The 17,903-nt window shown below is 34.4% G+C and carries 14 protein-coding genes and 1 pseudogene; 6 read left to right on the plus strand and 9 right to left on the minus strand.

Annotated elements, in window-relative coordinates; genetic code table 11:
* Positions 1-7: 7 nt before the first annotated feature.
* The gene (locus CEY12_RS22420; protein WP_172820998.1) at positions 8-172 is read right to left on the minus strand and encodes a bacteriocin-like protein; all 165 of its coding nucleotides are present in this window, start codon (positions 170-172) and stop codon (positions 8-10) included.
* 157 nt (positions 173-329) lie between these two features.
* Here CEY12_RS22420 and CEY12_RS00185 point away from each other — a divergent pair, with 157 nt between their 5' ends.
* The 3 genes from CEY12_RS00185 (at position 330) to CEY12_RS00195 (ending at position 4,056) form a co-directional block, all read left to right on the plus strand.
* Positions 330-1,979, plus strand: a complete 1,650-nt coding sequence (locus CEY12_RS00185) for an ABC1 kinase family protein (protein ID WP_089025768.1) — start codon at positions 330-332, stop codon at positions 1,977-1,979.
* A 47-nt stretch (positions 1,980-2,026) separates the two neighbouring features.
* Positions 2,027-2,536 carry a hypothetical protein gene (locus tag CEY12_RS00190; RefSeq protein ID WP_089025769.1) on the plus strand — a complete coding sequence of 170 codons (510 nt, stop codon included), beginning with the start codon at positions 2,027-2,029 and terminating at the stop codon, positions 2,534-2,536.
* Between the two features lie 167 nt (positions 2,537-2,703).
* Entirely contained in the window at positions 2,704-4,056 is a 1,353-nt protein-coding gene (locus CEY12_RS00195; protein ID WP_089025770.1) for a DEAD/DEAH box helicase, read from the plus strand.
* 31 nt (positions 4,057-4,087) lie between these two features.
* Here CEY12_RS00195 and CEY12_RS00200 read toward each other — a convergent pair whose 3' ends face one another.
* From CEY12_RS00200 to CEY12_RS00220, 5 genes are all read right to left on the minus strand, one after another.
* A complete protein-coding gene (locus CEY12_RS00200) occupies positions 4,088-5,056 on the minus strand; it encodes a tetratricopeptide repeat protein (protein ID WP_089025771.1) in 969 nt (322 codons plus the stop codon).
* A 7-nt stretch (positions 5,057-5,063) separates the two neighbouring features.
* Complete coding sequence (locus CEY12_RS00205; RefSeq protein WP_089025772.1) at positions 5,064-5,720, minus strand: GDSL-type esterase/lipase family protein; 657 nt, start codon at positions 5,718-5,720, stop codon at positions 5,064-5,066.
* 70 nt (positions 5,721-5,790) lie between these two features.
* A complete protein-coding gene (locus CEY12_RS00210; protein ID WP_089025773.1) occupies positions 5,791-6,252 on the minus strand; it encodes a lipocalin family protein in 462 nt (153 codons plus the stop codon).
* 207 nt (positions 6,253-6,459) lie between these two features.
* The gene (locus tag CEY12_RS00215) at positions 6,460-7,623 is read right to left on the minus strand and encodes an iron-containing alcohol dehydrogenase (protein WP_089025774.1); all 1,164 of its coding nucleotides are present in this window, start codon (positions 7,621-7,623) and stop codon (positions 6,460-6,462) included.
* A 114-nt stretch (positions 7,624-7,737) separates the two neighbouring features.
* Positions 7,738-8,142 carry a winged helix-turn-helix transcriptional regulator gene (locus CEY12_RS00220; protein WP_089025775.1) on the minus strand — a complete coding sequence of 135 codons (405 nt, stop codon included), beginning with the start codon at positions 8,140-8,142 and terminating at the stop codon, positions 7,738-7,740.
* A gap of 97 nt (positions 8,143-8,239) precedes the next feature.
* Between CEY12_RS00220 and lpdA the strand changes: the two genes are divergently transcribed.
* Positions 8,240-9,640 carry a dihydrolipoyl dehydrogenase gene (gene lpdA / locus CEY12_RS00225; protein WP_089025776.1) on the plus strand — a complete coding sequence of 467 codons (1,401 nt, stop codon included), beginning with the start codon at positions 8,240-8,242 and terminating at the stop codon, positions 9,638-9,640.
* Positions 9,641-9,684: 44 nt separating this feature from the next.
* On the opposite strand, the gene CEY12_RS00230 is transcribed toward lpdA, so the two are convergent.
* Positions 9,685-10,290, minus strand: a complete 606-nt coding sequence (locus tag CEY12_RS00230; RefSeq protein ID WP_089025777.1) for a hypothetical protein — start codon at positions 10,288-10,290, stop codon at positions 9,685-9,687.
* Between the two features lie 100 nt (positions 10,291-10,390).
* Positions 10,391-11,893 (minus strand): annotated as a pseudogene (locus CEY12_RS22510) (serine hydrolase).
* A gap of 172 nt (positions 11,894-12,065) precedes the next feature.
* On the opposite strand from CEY12_RS22510, the gene CEY12_RS00245 reads away from it, so the two are divergent.
* Positions 12,066-14,600: a phosphoenolpyruvate carboxylase gene (locus CEY12_RS00245; protein WP_089025780.1), complete on the plus strand. Its 2,535-nt coding sequence runs from the start codon at positions 12,066-12,068 to the stop codon at positions 14,598-14,600.
* 115 nt (positions 14,601-14,715) lie between these two features.
* Here CEY12_RS00245 and CEY12_RS00250 read toward each other — a convergent pair whose 3' ends face one another.
* Complete coding sequence (locus CEY12_RS00250; RefSeq protein WP_089025781.1) at positions 14,716-16,320, minus strand: S8 family peptidase; 1,605 nt, start codon at positions 16,318-16,320, stop codon at positions 14,716-14,718.
* An 86-nt stretch (positions 16,321-16,406) separates the two neighbouring features.
* On the opposite strand from CEY12_RS00250, the gene CEY12_RS00255 reads away from it, so the two are divergent.
* Entirely contained in the window at positions 16,407-17,531 is a 1,125-nt protein-coding gene (locus CEY12_RS00255) for a DegT/DnrJ/EryC1/StrS family aminotransferase (protein WP_089025782.1), read from the plus strand.
* The last annotated feature ends 372 nt before the right edge of the window (positions 17,532-17,903 follow it).

Below are 17,903 nucleotides of genomic sequence, written 5' to 3' on the forward strand. Positions count from 1 at the left end.
TGTTGGATTATGCTAACTGTGGACAAACCACAGCAGGGCAGATCAATCTTGGACATCTTGGTCTTCCGTCAGTAGGGCAACATTGATTTGAGCATCCTACAATGATAATTCCAGCTCCTGAAACTGTTCTCAATTCTTCTCTAGATAGTTTTTTGATAGGTAAATTTTTCATTTTGTAATATTTTACAGGTTAGTAATAATTTTGTACCCTATAAAGATAAAAAAAACTAATAAATAACAATAAATATGAAATTTTTTCTTCGCTCCCTATTTTAAATAATGCATAGGAACAGTTTTTGGAGTAATTTGCAATCATTATCTATAACAACATGTTTGATAAACAACAACGAAAACTGAAAAGATCCGCCAGACTGATCTCCGTATTAAGTAAATATGGATTTAAAGATATGCTGGCAAGAATGAATGGAGGGAATAAGCAAGAAGAGGATTCTGGAAATTCCGATGAAATTATATCAAAAGGGACAGTTTATGAAAGGATCAGATTGGTTTTGGAAGAATTGGGCCCCACATTTGTAAAATTAGGTCAGACATTCAGCAACAGAGAAGATTTACTTCCACCAGAACTAATTCAGGAATTACAGAAGCTACAGGATAAAGTGGATACAGTCGAGATGAACGTCACTGAAATTCTGGAAAATGAATTTAATATTTCCACTAAAGATCATTTTCAGGAAATTCAGGTACAGCCTTTAGCCACTGCTTCTATTGCTCAGGTGTACAAAGCTACCCTGCTTGATGGAACAGAAGTGATTCTGAAAATAAAAAAGGCAGATGTACAAACGGTTATAGAGGATGACTTGCTTTTAATAAAAGATCTTGAAAAAATTGTTTCTTCGTATTCTGAAATAGGAGAGAAGCTTAATTTAAAACAGGCAATCTCCACTTTTGAAAAATCTTTGCTCGAAGAAGTTTCGCTGATCAATGAAAAGGATAATATTTTACAATTTGCCCGGAACTTTAAAAATAGTAAAGAAACCTATGTTCCGAAAGTCTATGAAGAATTCTCCAACAATAATGTTCTTTGTATGGAGTTTATTGATGGGATCAAGGTAATAGACAAAGCTCAGCTTTTGGCCCATAATATTGATCCGGTAAAAATTTCTGAAGTAGGATTGAGATTATTTGTTTCGCAGATATTGGACTATGGTTTTTTTCATGCGGATCCACACGCAGGAAATATTTTGGTGAAAAAGGACGGAAAGGTTGTTTTCATAGATTTTGGAGCCGTAGGACAAATTCAGCCTAATGACAAGGAGATTCTTGAAAATCTTATTGTGAGCTTTGTTGCTAAAAACTCACACAAAATAGTCAGATACCTGAAGAAAATGGCTATTAGCTATGAGATTCCGGATGAAAGGAGATTTGAAAATGATGTGAATGACATTCTGAACTTTGTTCACAGTTCTTCATTACAGGAGATCAATGTCCAGGTGATGATCAATAAAATGAAAGATATTCTTAAAGATAACCGACTGCATATGCCGGATTATTTTTATCTGTTATTTAAAGGAATCAGTCTCATAGAAGGAGTAGGAAGGACAATTAATCCTGATCTCGATATTGTAAAAAGTCTTAGCCCGTACACAAAAAAAATATTTGCTAAAAAAATTAGCCCGAAGAATATTTTAAAGACAGGAATGGATAAAATGATGAATTTTACAGATAATGTTGATGAAATTCCCAAGGAACTTCGTTCTGTCTTACAGAAACTGGATGAAAATAAATTTACTATTTCCAGTGAAATTAAAAATATCGACAAGACCAATCAGATTATCAAATCGAGTGCTATTAATATGATATTAGCTTTAATTCTCGGTGCAAATATGATTGCGACAGCCATTGTTTTTGTTTCAGAGGCTCCGCCCCGAATAGGAGAAATGTCGTTAATCGCTGTTTTAGGTTTTATCTTTTCAGTGATATTGGTTGTGATCATTTTGCTTAGAATAACAAGGAAATAATCCTTTAGGAGAAGAAGTATTTAAATAAAAAATAAAAAAATAACCGGATGAAATTACTGATCTTACTTGCGATGACGCTTTACAGTTCTTTTTTATTAGCCCAGGAAACCAATACTAAGGGGATACAGGGTGACTACGATGGAAATGGGACAAAAGAATATGCCTATATTAAAATAAATGATTGTACAGAGGAATGTGACGGAAAATGTGAAACCGTGGTTTATTTTAGTGATAAGAATATAAAGTCTTTCACAGTTTCACAAGCCAATGGGGTAGAATTATATAATCTTGGCGATCTGAATGGGGATGGAAAAGACGATATAGGAACGTATACGCTTTGGTGTACAAGTTGTTGGGCTCCATTTAGTACTTATACCTATAATAAAACGGGTTGGAAAGCTTTGGTGAAACCGATTACTACTCATTGTTCACAATGGGAAGCGGATAAATTCCCAATTAAAAAAGACCCTAAAAAGAAGGGGAATGTTATTATTACTTCCAGCGAATGGAAAGATGATGATATTAAGATTGTGACTAAAAGCGTTAAAGTGAATTGAAAATTGAAAGTGGAAAGTGGAAAATTGAAAGTTATGAATTATTTTTGCTAGAAGCTAGAAGCTAGAAGCTAGAAGCTAGAAGCTAGAAGCTAGAAGCTAGAAGCTAGAAGCTAGAAGCTATTCAACTATCATTTCCCATTATACATATTAATACCTATCTTTGCAAAATGGAAAAACTCACTTTTGCAGATTTTGGCCTGCCGGTTAAAATTCTTGATGTTTTAGCGGATTTAGAATTATTCGAACCTACACCTATTCAGGAAAAGAGCATCAGTCCGATACTTTCCGGAAGGGATGTAATGGGGATTGCTCAAACCGGAACAGGGAAAACGCTTGCTTATCTTTTGCCGGTTCTTAAGACCTGGAAATATAATAAAACAGGAAACCCAACAGTTTTAGTGCTGGTACCTACAAGAGAATTGGTGGTTCAGGTAACAGAAATTCTTGAAAAACTAACAGAAAATCTTACTGCAAGAGTTATAGGAATCTATGGTGGGAAGAATATTAATACACAAAAGCTTTTATTTAATGACGGTTGTGATATTTTAGTGGGAACTCCGGGAAGGGTAATGGATTTGGCTATTGATAATGCAATTTCTCTGAGAGAGGTCCAGAAACTGATTATTGATGAGTTTGATGAAATGCTTAATTTAGGATTTAGACCGCAATTAACACATATTTTTGAAATGATGAAGGAGAAAAGACAAAACATTCTTTTCTCTGCAACAATGACGGAAGCTGTAGATGAAATGCTGGATCAGTATTTTGCACATCCAATTGAAATTTCATTGGCAAAATCTGGAACTCCACTTGAAAAAATAGAGCAGACTGGCTATAAAGTTGAAAACTTCAATACAAAGATCAATTTGCTCGAGCATTTATTAAAAAGCGAGGCAGATATGTCTAAAGTGTTGATTTTTACTAATAATAAAAAGAATGCAGATTTACTGTTTGCTAAGATTGATGAGTTATTTCCAGAGCAGTTTGACGTTATCCACTCAAATAAATCTCAGAACTACAGATTGAAAGCAATGAAGCGTTTTGAGAATGAAGAGATCAGAGGATTGATAACAACAGATGTCATGGCAAGGGGATTGGATATTTCGAATATCACACACGTGATCAACTTTGAAACTCCTGAAGTGCCGGAACAATATATTCATAGAATTGGTAGAACCGGTAGAGCAGATAAAGATGGTAAAGCCATTACTTTTGTGACTAAAAAAGAAGAATCTTTGGTATTGGATATTGAACTCTTAATGGACAAAGATTTGAAATTTATTGATTTCCCTGAAGAAGTAAAAATAAATCCTAAAAAGATCGCTTCTGAGGAAGATCAGGTTGTCATGAAAAACCCGGCACAGGTAAAGTTATATGATGGTGGCGGAGCTTTCCACGAGAAAAAAGATAAGAATAAAAAAGAAAACTGGGGTGGACCTTCCAAAAGAAAAGCACCAAAGAAATTTGGAGCTAACAGGGCACAACAGAAGGCGATTTCAAAATCGAAAAGAAAGAAATAATAAAAAAGAAGCTCTATAAGAGCTTCTTTTTTTATAGTTGCATATTGTTCTTTTGAAGAATTTCTTTAAATTTTTCAATCTTCCCTTTTTCTTTCATACTTTTATAAATTGCTGACATCATGGCTTCAGCATCACTCCTATAGGGCGATTTTTGATCACTATAAATCCGGTAAGCTTTACAGATATAATCTAATGCTTTTTCTTCATCTTTAATACCTGAAAAATAAATCTGCCCCATCCCGTAATATACTTCCGGATCTCCAGGATATATTTTGTCTAAATCTAAATATGCATCAATTGCTTTTTGAAAATCTTTTTTGTAGATATAAACGAGTGGAATGTTTTGTAACGGCATTTTTCCTTTAGGATCTATTTCAAGAGATTTTTTGTAAGCAAAAATAGCTTTGTCATATTCATTTATCCTTCTATAATTGATCCCTAAATTATCCCAGGCGTACTTAAATTTTGGATCTTTTTCTACGGTTTTCTCGTAGTTTATGATAGCTTCTTTCCAGTCTTCCTTCTGTGAAGCTTGTAATCCCTTATTATAGAATTCTAATGCAATAGGATCTTTTGAAAGTTCATCATTTTTAGTTTCTGATACCTTAGTTGCATATTTTACACTCTCACAATTCCTCATTAGATAGCTCTCTAATTCATTATAGCTATCGATATATTGCTGAGATTTTTTGTTCGTGTTAAAGGTTAGATTGATTTGTTTTTTACCATCGACTTCAGGCGCATTTTTTTGTAAAGTTTCGACGCTTCCTAGAAGTGATCCCATTTGTAAAGCACCTGCCTGCTTATCAATACAATCATTAATATCCTTTAAAATGTCTTTTTTATCCCGATTTAATAGAGTGATTGAATCAGTACATTTACAGGCATTGTCGGAAAGCTCTTGAATAAGTTTCTTCTTATCAAAATCTTTATCTTTTTGTCCAAACGCCCATGAACAAATGAAAAAAAGAATTAAAATGGTTACTGTTTTTTTTATCATCTTTAAATTATTTCATATAAGGTCTTATAACATCCGCCCATATCTTATTTCCTTCGGGAGTAAGATGTAGCATATCTTCCAGAAAAAGATCCCTTCTTACATTACCATTGGCATCTTCCATTGCTTTTGTAATATCAATATATTCCGAGTTTTTCTGTTTTTTTATAAAAGCCTTAATCTCAGTGTTTGTTTCTTTCATTTGCTGCCACAGGATTTCTCTGCTTGGCGAAAATTTTATGGAAATATAATCAACCTCTATATTAGGAAATCTTTTCCGAATTTTTCTGTAAAATGTTTTAAAGCGTTCAACTACAACTTCAGCCTTTAACTGATGATCATCCGCAAAATCATTGTCTCCACAATAAATAATAATTTGTTTTGGCTGGTAAGGAGCAAGCAGATCATCAGCAAACTCATTAAGATCTGTTAATCTTGAGCCGCCAAATCCACGGTTTATGAGCGTTTTATCGGGAAAATAACTGGCTATATCTGTCCATCTTGTAAAAGATGAACTTCCGATTAAAAGGATGGCATCTTTTGGAGGAGGTGTTTCCTTATCTAATTTTTTAAAATTTTGTATGTCCTGCCAGAACATTGATTTTTTTTCCTGTGAAAAGAAAATGGCAAATGACAGCAATAAAAATGCTGATAGAATCTTCTTCATTTTTTTAATAATTTTTAGTTATTGAAAACCCGTCTCAAAAAAAACTCCCGAATTTTTCGGGAGTATGGTTTTATCTTTTGTAACTGATGTAGATGTTATCTACCACCGTATCACCATTTACATCAATATTTCCAAATAGCTGTTGTAGCTTTAATTCTGTGTTGTTTAGAATAACAACTCTGTATTTAAGCTCAGTATCGTTGTTGTATTTTATTGTTAAATCTTTTGTATCTGTATTATATGTGAAGGTACCTTCACTTTTTCCATTTTGCTGGCAATCTGCACCCACTCCTGCATAAGAAGTATATGACGTAAAATAATCCGTTCTGAATACTGTAGTGTTTTTCGTACTACATCCGCTAGGAGTGTCGGAGGAAAGTACAGTTTTATTGTCTTTTCCGGAGATAATTTCTGTTTTACTCGTCTTCCAATCTCCCTTCATCATATCCAGTTCATAAGCTTGTATATTATCATCTTCACAAGAAGTAAGCGCCAGCGCTGAAAAGGCAAATAAAAGTAGCTGTTTTTTCATTTTCACAAATTTAAGAATATGCTAAAATATAAATAAATTTGAAATATTTGTAATGAAATTAAGGTTTTTTAAACATATGTTTACAAATAAATTAATTTCAAGTTTAAAACTGGAAGTTCAAAGCAATATAGAATTTAAAGATGTAAGAATTTAAATAGTTTAAAAATTAAAAACCTTTCATCCTTTGACTTCTTGTTTCAAGCCTTATTAATAACTCATTTCTACAATCTTATAAGCATCCTGAGGGGTTAGTTTTTTATATTCTCCCAAACCAAGCCAATTTCTTTCTGTAAATGCTTTTTCTACTCTCTCAGCTGTTCCTTTATAGTCTTCTGTATATTCCGAAAGTTTGGTCTGGATATCTAAACGGTGAAAAAATTCTTCCATTTTTTTGATTCCGGCTTCTGCTTTTTCTTCAATACTTCCTTCTGTTATTCCCCAAACTCTTTCAGCATATTGTGCTAATTTTCCTTTTTTAGTATCAAAATTATAACGGTAATGAGAAGGAGCTATAATAGCTAGTGTTCTTGCATGGTCGATTCCATAGTAAGCTGTTAATTCATGTCCCATGGCATGAACAGCCCAGTCTGTAATCACCCCTTTCTGAATTAAGCCATTAAGAGCCATTGTACAGCACCACATAAAGTTTCCGGCAGCATCATAATCAAAATTATCGGCAAGAACCTTTGGAGCTGTTTCCTGAAGACTGATCAATATACTTTCGGCAATTCTTTCCTGTAGATCGGCAGAAGAAGGAGCTGTCATATATTGTTCCAGTACGTGAGTATAAGCATCAGTAATTCCGTTTACGATCTGTCTTTTAGGAATAGACCTTACAACTTCAGGATCTAAAACTGAAAACTGTGGGAAAAGACCAGGTCCCCCTGTTGATAATTTTTCGTTGGTTTCCCTTCTTGAAATAACGTATCCGGAATTCATCTCTGAACCAGTTGCGGGAAGCGTTAAAATACTACCGAAAGGCATACCTTCACCTTCAAATGTTCTCACAGGTTTTGTAAGAATCTCCCAAGGCTCACCATTATAGTTTGCTGCTGCGGAAAGAAATTTAGTTCCGTCAATAACCGATCCACCACCTACTGCCAGTAAGAAAGTAATTCCTTTTTCTTTGATCTCCTGAAGCGCATTAATAAGAACTTCATATTCAGGATTGGCAGGAATACCGCCAAATTCATGTACTTCATGATTTTTCAGGGCTTCCTTTACCTGATCATAAACCCCGTTATTTTTAATGCTTCCGCCCCCGTAAATCATTAGTATTTTGGCATCAGCAGGAATTTCTTTTGAAATTTTAGCGATTTCACCTTTTCCAAAAAGTATTTTGGTTGGATTTTTAAATTCGAAATTGAGCATTATTTTGATTTTATTTTAAGTCAAATTTACGCAATGCAATATGAAAATTGAGTTAATGAAGTTTTAAAATTGAAATACTTTCATTTTATAAAAACTATTAATAATGGGTCCTTATTATCTTTCGCTTAAATAGATTTTAGCAGTTTCTATAAACTTCTCTTTATTTTTCTTCATGTTTTCTATCATTTTCTTTTTGTCGGGAGGAGTAGGCAGGTATTTATCTCCCCAAATATTAATCTCGACAATAATAGGAATCAGATCAATACCTTTTTCTGTAAGGTGATAGAGGATTTTTAATTTACTATCCGGGTGATTCTTTTTATCAATAACACCATTGTCCAATAAGTGCTGCAATCTGGAAGCTAATATATTGGTGGCAATCTTTTCATCAGCTTTAAGAAATTCTCCATAGGTGCATTCTTTATTGAGCATGAGATCACGGATGATTAAGAGAGACCATTTATCTCCCCATATTTCAAGGGATGAGCTAATCGGGCAGTCAGATCTTTTTTTAGTCATAATTTTTACATTAAAAAATACTTGCAAAATGAAAGTTTTTATTTAAATTTACTTTTATTTTGCAAGCAAATTTAATCATAAATAAATTAATAGATCAATGGAAAATTATGACGTTGCCATAATAGGTTCTGGTCCTGGTGGATATGTAGCAGCAATCAGGGGCGCACAATTGGGTTTCAAGACTGTGATTATAGAAAAGTATGATACTTTAGGAGGAACATGTACGAATGTGGGCTGTATCCCCACGAAAGCATTACTGGACAGTACGCATCATTATGCAGATGCCAGAAACAACTTTAAAATTCATGGAATTAATCTCAATGAAATCAATCTTGACTTCTCTCAAATGTATAAAAGGAAATCAGAAGTGGTGGGTAAAAATACTTCTGGGCTTGAGTTTTTAATGAGCAAAAATAAAATTACCCGTTTGCAAGGTGTTGCCAGGTTTATCAATAATTCTACTTTGGAAATTACCGGAAAAGAAGGAGTCCAAACAATAGTTGCAAAGAATTATATTATTGCAACCGGCTCTAAGCCTTCCACTATACCAGGAATAGTTATAGACAAGCGAAGAATTATTACTTCTACAGAAGCGCTTGCTCTTCAGGAAAAACCTAAAACCATGGTCATTATTGGCGGTGGGGTGATTGGAGTGGAAATGGCATCTATTTTTAACCGTATGGGAACTCAGGTAACAATCCTTGAATACGCTGATCGTCTTATTTCAACAATGGATCATGAGCTGGGTAAAAATCTTCAAAAGATTTTAAAAAAGGAGGGTATTGATATTCATCTTAATCAGTCTGTTTATAAAGCAGAAAATATAGGTTCTTCTGCCAATGTATTTTTTCGGGATGAAAAAGGAAAGGAGAATGTGATGGAAGCCGAATATGTTCTTATGGCAGTAGGGAGAAGACCATATACAGAAGGATTAGGTTTAGAAAATACAAATGTGGAACTTGATCAGCGTGGTTTTATTAAAGTGAATGAAAAATGTCAGACATCAGTATCTGCTATTTACGCAATTGGTGATGTTATTGGAGGCGCAATGCTAGCTCATAAAGCGGAAGAAGAAGGAGTTCTGGTTGCGGAAACAATTGGGGGTCAAAATCACCATATTCATTATAGCCGTATCCCATCTGTCGTATACACTTGGCCGGAGGTAGCGTCTGTAGGATATACTGAAGAGTATCTGAAAAATAATCAGATTGAATATAAAGCAGGTAAGTTTCCATTTTCGGCAAGCGCACGGGCAAGAGCTTCCATGGATACGGAAGGTTTTGCAAAAGTCTTGGTCGATCCTAAATATGGTGAAGTTTTAGGAGTGCATATTATTGGGGCAAGGGCAGCTGATTTAGTTGCTCAGGCAGTTATTGCCCAGGAATTTGAAGTGACAGCTGAAGATATGTTCCGTATTTCCTATGCGCACCCAACCTATTCAGAAACGTTGAAGGAAGCTTATTTGATTGCATCCGGACAGGGAGCAATTAATATATAATAGTTTTAATCTCTATAAAAACTACTCTTTCCAGGGTAGTTTTTTTATTGAGTGATACACTCATCGCTTTTATCATAAATTCCATTAGTTTTTGCTTCGAGTTTTCCGGTTTTCCTATTGATTTTAATGAGGAATGACTCTTTTGTAACGGGACAGTCTTTTGATTTTAAACCATATATCGAAACGTACTTATCTTCTATTTTATAAGACCCTGTGAATCTATTTTTCGTGTCAATTGAATAACCATATGTTTTGGCGATTAATAAAGCCTCCGGAAGGTTGTCAATTGTTCCTATAAAATCTCTTAGTTGCTGTTCTGTGGAAAAATACACTGATCTTTCTTTTTTGCAGGCAAGAATATAAGAGAAACATCCTTCTCCAATACATTTTTGGAAAAACCCCTTTTCAGGAAAAGGTTCGTTGATCGTCATAGGGCCCGGCATCTGACTTTCATAAATAACAGCCTTATCAGGATCGGTGATGTTGCTTAGTACTCTCCAATAAGCATATTCTTTACTTGGTATGATGAATGGATACAGATAATCAGTGGTATCCAGAATATCAGGAATTTTTTTGTAATCATCCGGAACTTTAATCTGTGCGAAAAACAAATTGGATATGATGAGGGAAGCAGCAATGATTAGTTTCATAGATGAAAGTGTTTCTGACAAATTTACGAAATGGAATTTTTATTCCATTATTGAATCGGGTTATTCCTTAACTGCTTTATTAACGGATTAAAAATTTATGCTACTGTTTGTCTTTCAAATAATCAGCAGCATTTGTATTTCCCGGATTTAAAAGAAGTGACTTCTTATAATTGACAATAGCTTCTTTTCTGTTTCCCATAGTTTCTAAAATCTCACCATAACTGTCAAAAACATTTGCGCTTTCAGGAAATAATAAAGTGTTTAGTTTAAATACATTTAATGCCTCATTCTTTTTATTGAGACCTAATAATTGGTAACCCCATGCATTTATTTCGTCTTCTGTTAAAGAGAAGTCTTTATGATCTTTTTTTAATGTTTTATATGCTTTGTCGATATTGCTGAATCCACCGTTTATGACTTGTTTACGTAATAATTTCATATTAGAACTTAAACCAAAACCGTTTTCAATTTTCATATCTGGACTATAGTAACTGGCTATTTCATCAATAAACCATTCTGGATTCGAGCCTTGAAGATTCGTTAAAACAACAATGGATAAGTTATCCTGAGGGTAAACGAATAATGCAGAGCGCATTCCTCCAACCGGGGCTGCTGCCGGATGGTCGTCTCTGACTACGGTAGGCCAACCCAGTGCATACCCGTTTGTTAATTTATTAAAGCCATCGACATGTCCATCATTGAGTTTTGTGGTAGTGAAAAGCTGTTTGATACTGTTTTTGTCTTTTAGTAACTGGCCATTTTGCAATGCAATAAGCCATTTACCAAGATCTTCAGCAGAAGAAATAATTCCTGTTGCTGTTCTGAAAAAAACAGGAAAAGTAGCAAAAGCATTATGCTGTTTTCCATCGTTGATCCACTTTCCATCCGTATTGATGATCGTAGAATAAGCTCCGGCACTATTGGGAATGATGTCATTGGAATCCCCAAACTATGTAACAGTCATTTGGCATGGTTTAAATTGATTGTCTTCAATAAATTTTGTAAAATGCTGACCACTCAACTTGGTAATGATTCGTCCTAAAATATAATATCCGGTCTGATTATAACTAAACCTTTCTCCCGGGCTGAATTCCATGGGTAGCTTTTTGACCAATTCCCAATTCTTTTCTTCAGAGCCATCCCCTAAAACCTGTTCTTTATTGTCGATATTATTAGGAAGTCCGGAAACATTACTTAAAACCTGTCTGATGGTGATCGGCTTCCATTCGTTTGGAATATCAGTAATATAGAGGGAAATAGGATCGTCAACTTTTAATTTTCCTTCTTCTTGCAGTTGTAAAATAGCCACCCCAACAAAAGCTTTGGTCATGGAATTAATGGAAAATACAGTATTTGTTTTTACGGCAACCTGATGCTCAACGTTGGCTAGCCCATAGTTGTTGAGCTTTTCAAGTTTCCCGTTTCTGATAATAGCCAATTGGAGCCCTGGTATTTTGAGCTGTTCCATTTTATGCTCAAGAAAAATGTCGATACTATCTGAAGTTTTTTGTGCTGAAACCAGATAAGAAAGTAATAGTGAAATTGCTATCAATGCATTTTTTCCGGATAATGATAAGTATTTCATAGAGTAGGATTTATACATAGAACATCTTTGGTGGCTATTAAGTTACATAGGTACATACAATATTAATAGAAAAGAGAATTTTATTGTTCGGAAATTCCATACTAACAGAAGGTTTAATATTTACTCATATTTTATATTTTTTTAATTAAAATAAGCACCAATTACAAACAAAATCTCCTAAATTTGTTATATGATACATGACCAACGCGCAGAGAAATTCAGGCAAATTGTAGAAAATAAGTTTCAGATCTACAACTCTTTATTTATGAGTTTGCCTTATGATAAAATGACGAATATCGGGATGCTACTCCCGTTTTTATATGAGGAAAGTAAAAATGGTTACGAAGCCGGAAAGACTCCCGAAGAAATTGTAGAGGATTTTTTTAAAAGCCATACCGATTTACATACGGAAGAACAAAAACTTGAATTGCTTTTTAAGATCATACAATATATCGAAAGGCAGGTGGTTTTATTCGACAGTATTGAAGATGCTGCTTTTCCTAATCTTCACTCTGAAAGCGATAACGGGACAGTAACGAATCTTTTTGAGCGTTCCCAACAGGATCATAAACTTGAAAAAGTCCGGGAAAAATTAAGGGATTTTACTGTTAAGGTTGTTTTTACTGCTCACCCTACACAATTCTATCCAAGTTCTGTTCAAAGAATCATTCAGGATTTAAGGTCGGCGATTACTACAGATTCTGTAACGAATATTGACATGTTATTACAGCAGTTAGGCAAAACACCATTTGTTAATAAAGAGAAACCAACACCGATTGATGAGGCATTAAGTATCATTTCTTATTTGCGATATGTGTATTATGATACGATCGGTGAGTTATTTACCAAGATCAGAAAAACTTTTGGAAACGGACATTTTCATTTGCATGAAGATATCATCCAGCTTGGCTTCTGGCCTGGAGGTGACAGAGATGGAAATCCTTTTGTAACGGCTGATGTTACCAAAAGAGTAGCCGAGGAACTTCGTTCTGCAATTTTAAAATCTTATTACAGCCATTTGAAGTATATCAGGAGACGTTTAAGTTTCAGAGGGGTGTCAGAAGTACTGCAGCAACTTAATGATGAACTATATGCAGCCATTTTCAATAATCATAAGATCACCACTGAAGATATTCTGAAAAGAGCGGACAAAGCGGAACATATTCTTGTAAAAGAGCATAATTCATTGTTTTTAGAGCTGCTAATGAATTTCAAGGATCGTGTTAAGATTTTCGGAACCCATTTCGCAACCCTTGATATTCGTCAGGACAGCAGGATTCATCAGCAGGTTATTGATGAGGTTTTTGCTAAAGTGTATGGGAATGTCGAAGCTGATCACAACGAAAAATTTAATAAATTAATTCAAATCACAGATAGAGTAAATGCTGATGATTTTGAAGGAATTGTAAAAGATACTTTACTTACAGTTTCAGAGATTACTGAAATTCAGCAATTGAATGGATTGCGAGGGATGAACCGATACATTATCTCTAATTCTGATGCTGTAAAAGATGTGATGAATGTATATGCATTTTTTAAAATCTGTGGTTATAAGGAAGAAGACATCAATATGGATATTGTCCCATTGTTTGAAACCATGGAAGGGCTTGATAATGCTGAAAATGTAATGAAGGAGCTTTATGAAAACCCTGTTTACAAGAAACATCTTGAAAAAAGAGGGAACCAGCAAACCATTATGCTTGGTTTTTCTGACGGAACAAAAGATGGAGGATATTTAAAAGCCAACTGGGAGATTTATAAAGCTAAAGAGGCGTTGACCAAACTTTCTGAAGAAAGCGGGATCAAAGTTGTTTTCTTTGATGGTAGAGGCGGACCACCTGCGAGAGGAGGAGGTAAGACCCATGACTTCTATGCTTCTCAAGGAAACACTATCGCCAATAATAAAATTGAACTAACGATCCAGGGTCAAACAATCACCAGTATTTTTGGGAATAAAGAACAGGCAAAATATAATTTTGAGCAACTTCTTACAGCAGGAGTAGAAAATGATGTCTTTAAAAATTCTAAAAAAGATTTCACTGAGAAAGAAAGGAAACTCATTACAGAATTGGCTGAAATCAGTTATAAGAAATATTCAGATCTGAAAGCACATCCGATGTTTGTTCCCTACCTTCAGGAGATGAGTACATTGGAATATTACGGTAAAACAAATATTGGAAGCCGGCCATCAAAACGTGGAAATGGAAATGAATTAAAATTTGAAGATTTAAGGGCTATTCCTTTTGTAGGTTCATGGTCACAGTTGAAACAAAATGTGCCCGGGTTCTTTGGTTTTGGCTTTGCCATGGAAGAAATGAAGAAACAGGGAAGGTTTGAAGAAGTAAGAGAATTGTATAAGGGATCAGACTTCTTTAAAACTTTAGTTTTAAACTCTATGATGAGTATGAATAAATCTTATTTCCCGCTTACATACTATATCAAAAACAATCCGAAATTTGGAGCATTCTGGAATGTATTGTTTGAAGAATATAGCCTTTCAAAAGATATTATGCTGGAACTAACGGGATTTACAATGCTTCAGGAAGAAGACCCATTATCGAGAAAATCTGTGAAAATCCGTGAAAAGATCGTTTTGCCATTATTGAGTATCCAGCAATATGCTTTAATGAAAATCCAGAAAGGAGAAGGGAATAAAGAAGCTTATGAAAAGCTGGTAACCCGATCATTGTTTGGAAATATTAATGCGAGTAGAAACTCAGCTTAAGTGCTATGTGATACTAATTAAGTATATCATTTAGAGTGAAGCGGAATGAAGAATTTCAATAGTACAAATAATTGATAAAAGAACAGGCCTCTCAATTTGAGAGGCCTGTTCTTTTTTATTCTTTTATAAATTTCTCATAATATATTTTCTCATTCGTCTGAATTTTTAGGTAATAGGTTCCCTTCGAAAAATGGTCAACTTTAATTGATTTTTGTTGGGTATTTTTCATCATCAACCTTCCAAGGTTATCATAGATCTCAAGCGATAAAACCTCGGTTTCTGAAGCTACATTTAAAATATTCTTAACCGGATTAGGAAATATAGCAATCTTTTGCTTTTTTACGGTTTCAGACGTGCTTAAAGTTCCATTGTAAAAGCTTCCAAAATTCAAAATTCCATAACCCATCTGATCGGTATGACCAGGATATAAGGATGCAGTTTGTCGTAATCTGTTTTTCATCAGATCTCTATTCATCGTTGAAAAAGCCTGAATTAAGCAAGCTACTCCTCCTGCGGCAATAGGTGTTGCTATGGAAGTTCCGTTAACGACGGTTGTAGAATTATTCAATACGGTAGGGGTTGCAGTACCTCTTGTGCTTCCATCGGGTTTAATTGCTCCCAATGCATTAGGTCCATAAGAAGAAAATCCTGAAGAATTTCCTGCTGAATCAACGGAACCGATTGTAAAGACATTCGTATTGTCAGCTGGAGTTGTGATATAATGCCAGGGTTGTTGTCCTGAATTTCCTGCAGCAATTAAAACAAAAATTCCTTTGGTTGTAGCAATATTAGCCGCTCTGGCAATAAATGAAGTGCTCCCATTCATATCCGAATACTGATAATTATATTTTGAATCATCAAATGTTGAATACCCCAAAGAAGTGGTGATAAGGTCAACTCCTTTTCTGTCGGCTTCTTCAGCGGCTTCGATCCAGTAGAGTTCTTCTTCAGGAACTTCAACCGTAGAGTTTTCACTTCGGTAAAGATAAAAATCTGCATCTGGTGCTGAACCAACAAATGTATCCTGGATGTAACCTCCAATAGCCCCTAAAACTACAGAACCATGAGCATTGAGGGATGGATTGTAGATGTCATTGGTTTTTGTAACAAAATCGTAACTTGCTTTAATCCTATTGTTCGTCCATAATCTGGAAAAAGCAGAACCTGTATTTACGGTTGGAAACCCAGTGTCTATCACAGCAATCGATACTCCGGTTCCTGTAAATCCTGCCAAGTGAAGTGGTCTGAGATTGATCTGATCGATTTGCTCAGCCCCTGAACCATAATCAAAAGTGGTTAGATTTTTATTGGTATTATCAAAATTTTCCCATTTATTAATATTCAGTTGTTTAGTTCCCGTTGAGGCATTTCTAGCAAAACTTTCTACCGACTGTACATAAGGCTGAGATTGGAGGGTTGTAATCTGAGCAGAGGTCGCATTGACTGCCACTCCATTGAGCCATTTTGAATAGTCTATAACCGTAAAACCAAGATTTTGGATATTTTGAATATAGGATTGTTCAATAGGGGCATCCTGATCGTTTAGAGAAATTCCCAGGGATGTTCTCCTGTTTAATGACTTCTGACTAAGCTCAGACAGCGGATTTGCATAGAAAACTGATTTATTAGGTTTATCTTTAAAAAAGACAAAAACTAGTGCTGTTTGAGCAAAACTAAGAGAATAACCTGTTAAGAGACAAAAGAGTAGAGTTTTTTTCATAGAGTTATTTTGTATAAAGGTAAAACAAAATCAATAAAATTTTTGAATGGATTTTAAATTCCTTATTTTTACGGAAATATTTATTTATGAAAAAAATTCAGATGGTTGACTTGCAAAGTCAGTATTACAAAATAAAGAATGATGTAGATAATGCAGTATTAAATGTAATGGATTCAGCGGCTTTTATCAATGGCCCAGAAGTAAAGTCCTTCCAGAATGAATTGGAATCTTATTTAGAAGTAAAGCACGTAATCCCTTGTGCAAACGGGACAGATGCTTTACAGATTGCTTTGATGGCTTTAGACCTTAAAGAAGGGGATGAGGTGATCACTGCCGATTTTACTTTTGCAGCTACTGTAGAGGTAATTCATTTATTGAAACTTAAATCTGTTTTAGTAGATGTAGATTACGATACATTCACCATTTCAACAGAAGAAATAAAAAAAGCAATTACTCCAAGGACGAAAGCAATTATTCCGGTACATATTTTTGGACAATGTGCCAACATGGAAGAGATCCTGAAGATTGCTGAAGAGAATAATTTGTTTGTTATTGAAGATAACGCGCAGGCCATTGGTTCAGACTATACCTTTTCTGATGGTACTGTAAAACAGGCAGGGACTATGTCTACTGTAGGAACTACTTCTTTCTTTCCTTCTAAAAATTTAGGATGCTATGGAGATGGAGGTGCTATTTTTACCAATAATGATGAGTTAGCTCACCGTTTAAGAGGAATTGTAAATCATGGGATGTATGAAAGATACTATCATGATGAGGTAGGGGTGAACTCTCGTTTAGACAGTATTCAGGCTGCTATTTTAAGAAAAAAACTTCCAAACCTTGATTCTTATAATGAAGCGAGAAGAAAGGCAGCTGATTACTACGATGAGGCTTTTGCAGGAAATTCAAACATATTAACTCCAAAAAGAGCTGAAAACACGACACACGTATTTCATCAGTATACGTTAAGAATATTAAATGGAAAACGTAATGAATTACAAAAATTCCTTACAGAAAAAGAAATTCCTGCAATGATCTATTATCCGGTAGCATTGAGAAAACAAAAAGCTTATTTTCAGGAAAGTAATGATGCCGACTTTGTGAATACGGACAAGTTATTGGATCAGGTTATTTCTCTTCCGATGCATACGGAATTGGACGAAGAACAGTTGAAGTATATTACTGATGCTGTGTTGGAGTTTATGGGGTAGAATGAGAGAAGAATTTTTCTTAAAAGGTAAAAAATATAAATTCTTTTTAGGATTTCATCTTTTTGTTTTGGTGCTATACTCAATATTTATGATTATTGCTCTTAAATCTCATCATTCTTCATCCAGCTATAAATACTATGAAAGTAATATTTCAGAAACTCTTTTTAAATATACCTTTTATATTATAATAAATTTGATTTTATCTCTGGTACTTTATTTAAAGATAAAGAATGCAAAAGTTATTCTTAATCTTTTTGCAACAATAATTTTTATAATACTTTGTTACGCATTGTATACTTTGATAATAACTTACCAGAATAATACATATTATAATTTTGTAATTTGTTTTAATATTTTGATTGTTGGATTTAT

The organism is Chryseobacterium sp. T16E-39 (assembly GCF_002216065.1).
Lineage (GTDB): Bacteria > Bacteroidota > Bacteroidia > Flavobacteriales > Weeksellaceae > Chryseobacterium.

What these genes read in the sequence shown, in the direction of transcription:
- CEY12_RS22420 (WP_172820998.1), bottom strand. Translation starts at nt 172, where the DNA reads ATGAAAAATTTACCTATCAAAAAACTATCTAGAGAAGAATTGAGAACA.
- CEY12_RS00185 (WP_089025768.1), top strand. Translation starts at nt 330, where the DNA reads ATGTTTGATAAACAACAACGAAAACTGAAAAGATCCGCCAGACTGATC.
- CEY12_RS00190 (WP_089025769.1), top strand. Translation starts at nt 2,027, where the DNA reads ATGAAATTACTGATCTTACTTGCGATGACGCTTTACAGTTCTTTTTTA.
- CEY12_RS00195 (WP_089025770.1), top strand. Translation starts at nt 2,704, where the DNA reads ATGGAAAAACTCACTTTTGCAGATTTTGGCCTGCCGGTTAAAATTCTT.
- CEY12_RS00200 (WP_089025771.1), bottom strand. Translation starts at nt 5,056, where the DNA reads ATGATAAAAAAAACAGTAACCATTTTAATTCTTTTTTTCATTTGTTCA.
- CEY12_RS00205 (WP_089025772.1), bottom strand. Translation starts at nt 5,720, where the DNA reads ATGAAGAAGATTCTATCAGCATTTTTATTGCTGTCATTTGCCATTTTC.
- CEY12_RS00210 (WP_089025773.1), bottom strand. Translation starts at nt 6,252, where the DNA reads ATGAAAAAACAGCTACTTTTATTTGCCTTTTCAGCGCTGGCGCTTACT.
- CEY12_RS00215 (WP_089025774.1), bottom strand. Translation starts at nt 7,623, where the DNA reads ATGCTCAATTTCGAATTTAAAAATCCAACCAAAATACTTTTTGGAAAA.
- CEY12_RS00220 (WP_089025775.1), bottom strand. Translation starts at nt 8,142, where the DNA reads ATGACTAAAAAAAGATCTGACTGCCCGATTAGCTCATCCCTTGAAATA.
- lpdA (WP_089025776.1), top strand. Translation starts at nt 8,240, where the DNA reads ATGGAAAATTATGACGTTGCCATAATAGGTTCTGGTCCTGGTGGATAT.
- CEY12_RS00230 (WP_089025777.1), bottom strand. Translation starts at nt 10,290, where the DNA reads ATGAAACTAATCATTGCTGCTTCCCTCATCATATCCAATTTGTTTTTC.
- CEY12_RS00245 (WP_089025780.1), top strand. Translation starts at nt 12,066, where the DNA reads ATGATACATGACCAACGCGCAGAGAAATTCAGGCAAATTGTAGAAAAT.
- CEY12_RS00250 (WP_089025781.1), bottom strand. Translation starts at nt 16,320, where the DNA reads ATGAAAAAAACTCTACTCTTTTGTCTCTTAACAGGTTATTCTCTTAGT.
- CEY12_RS00255 (WP_089025782.1), top strand. Translation starts at nt 16,407, where the DNA reads ATGAAAAAAATTCAGATGGTTGACTTGCAAAGTCAGTATTACAAAATA.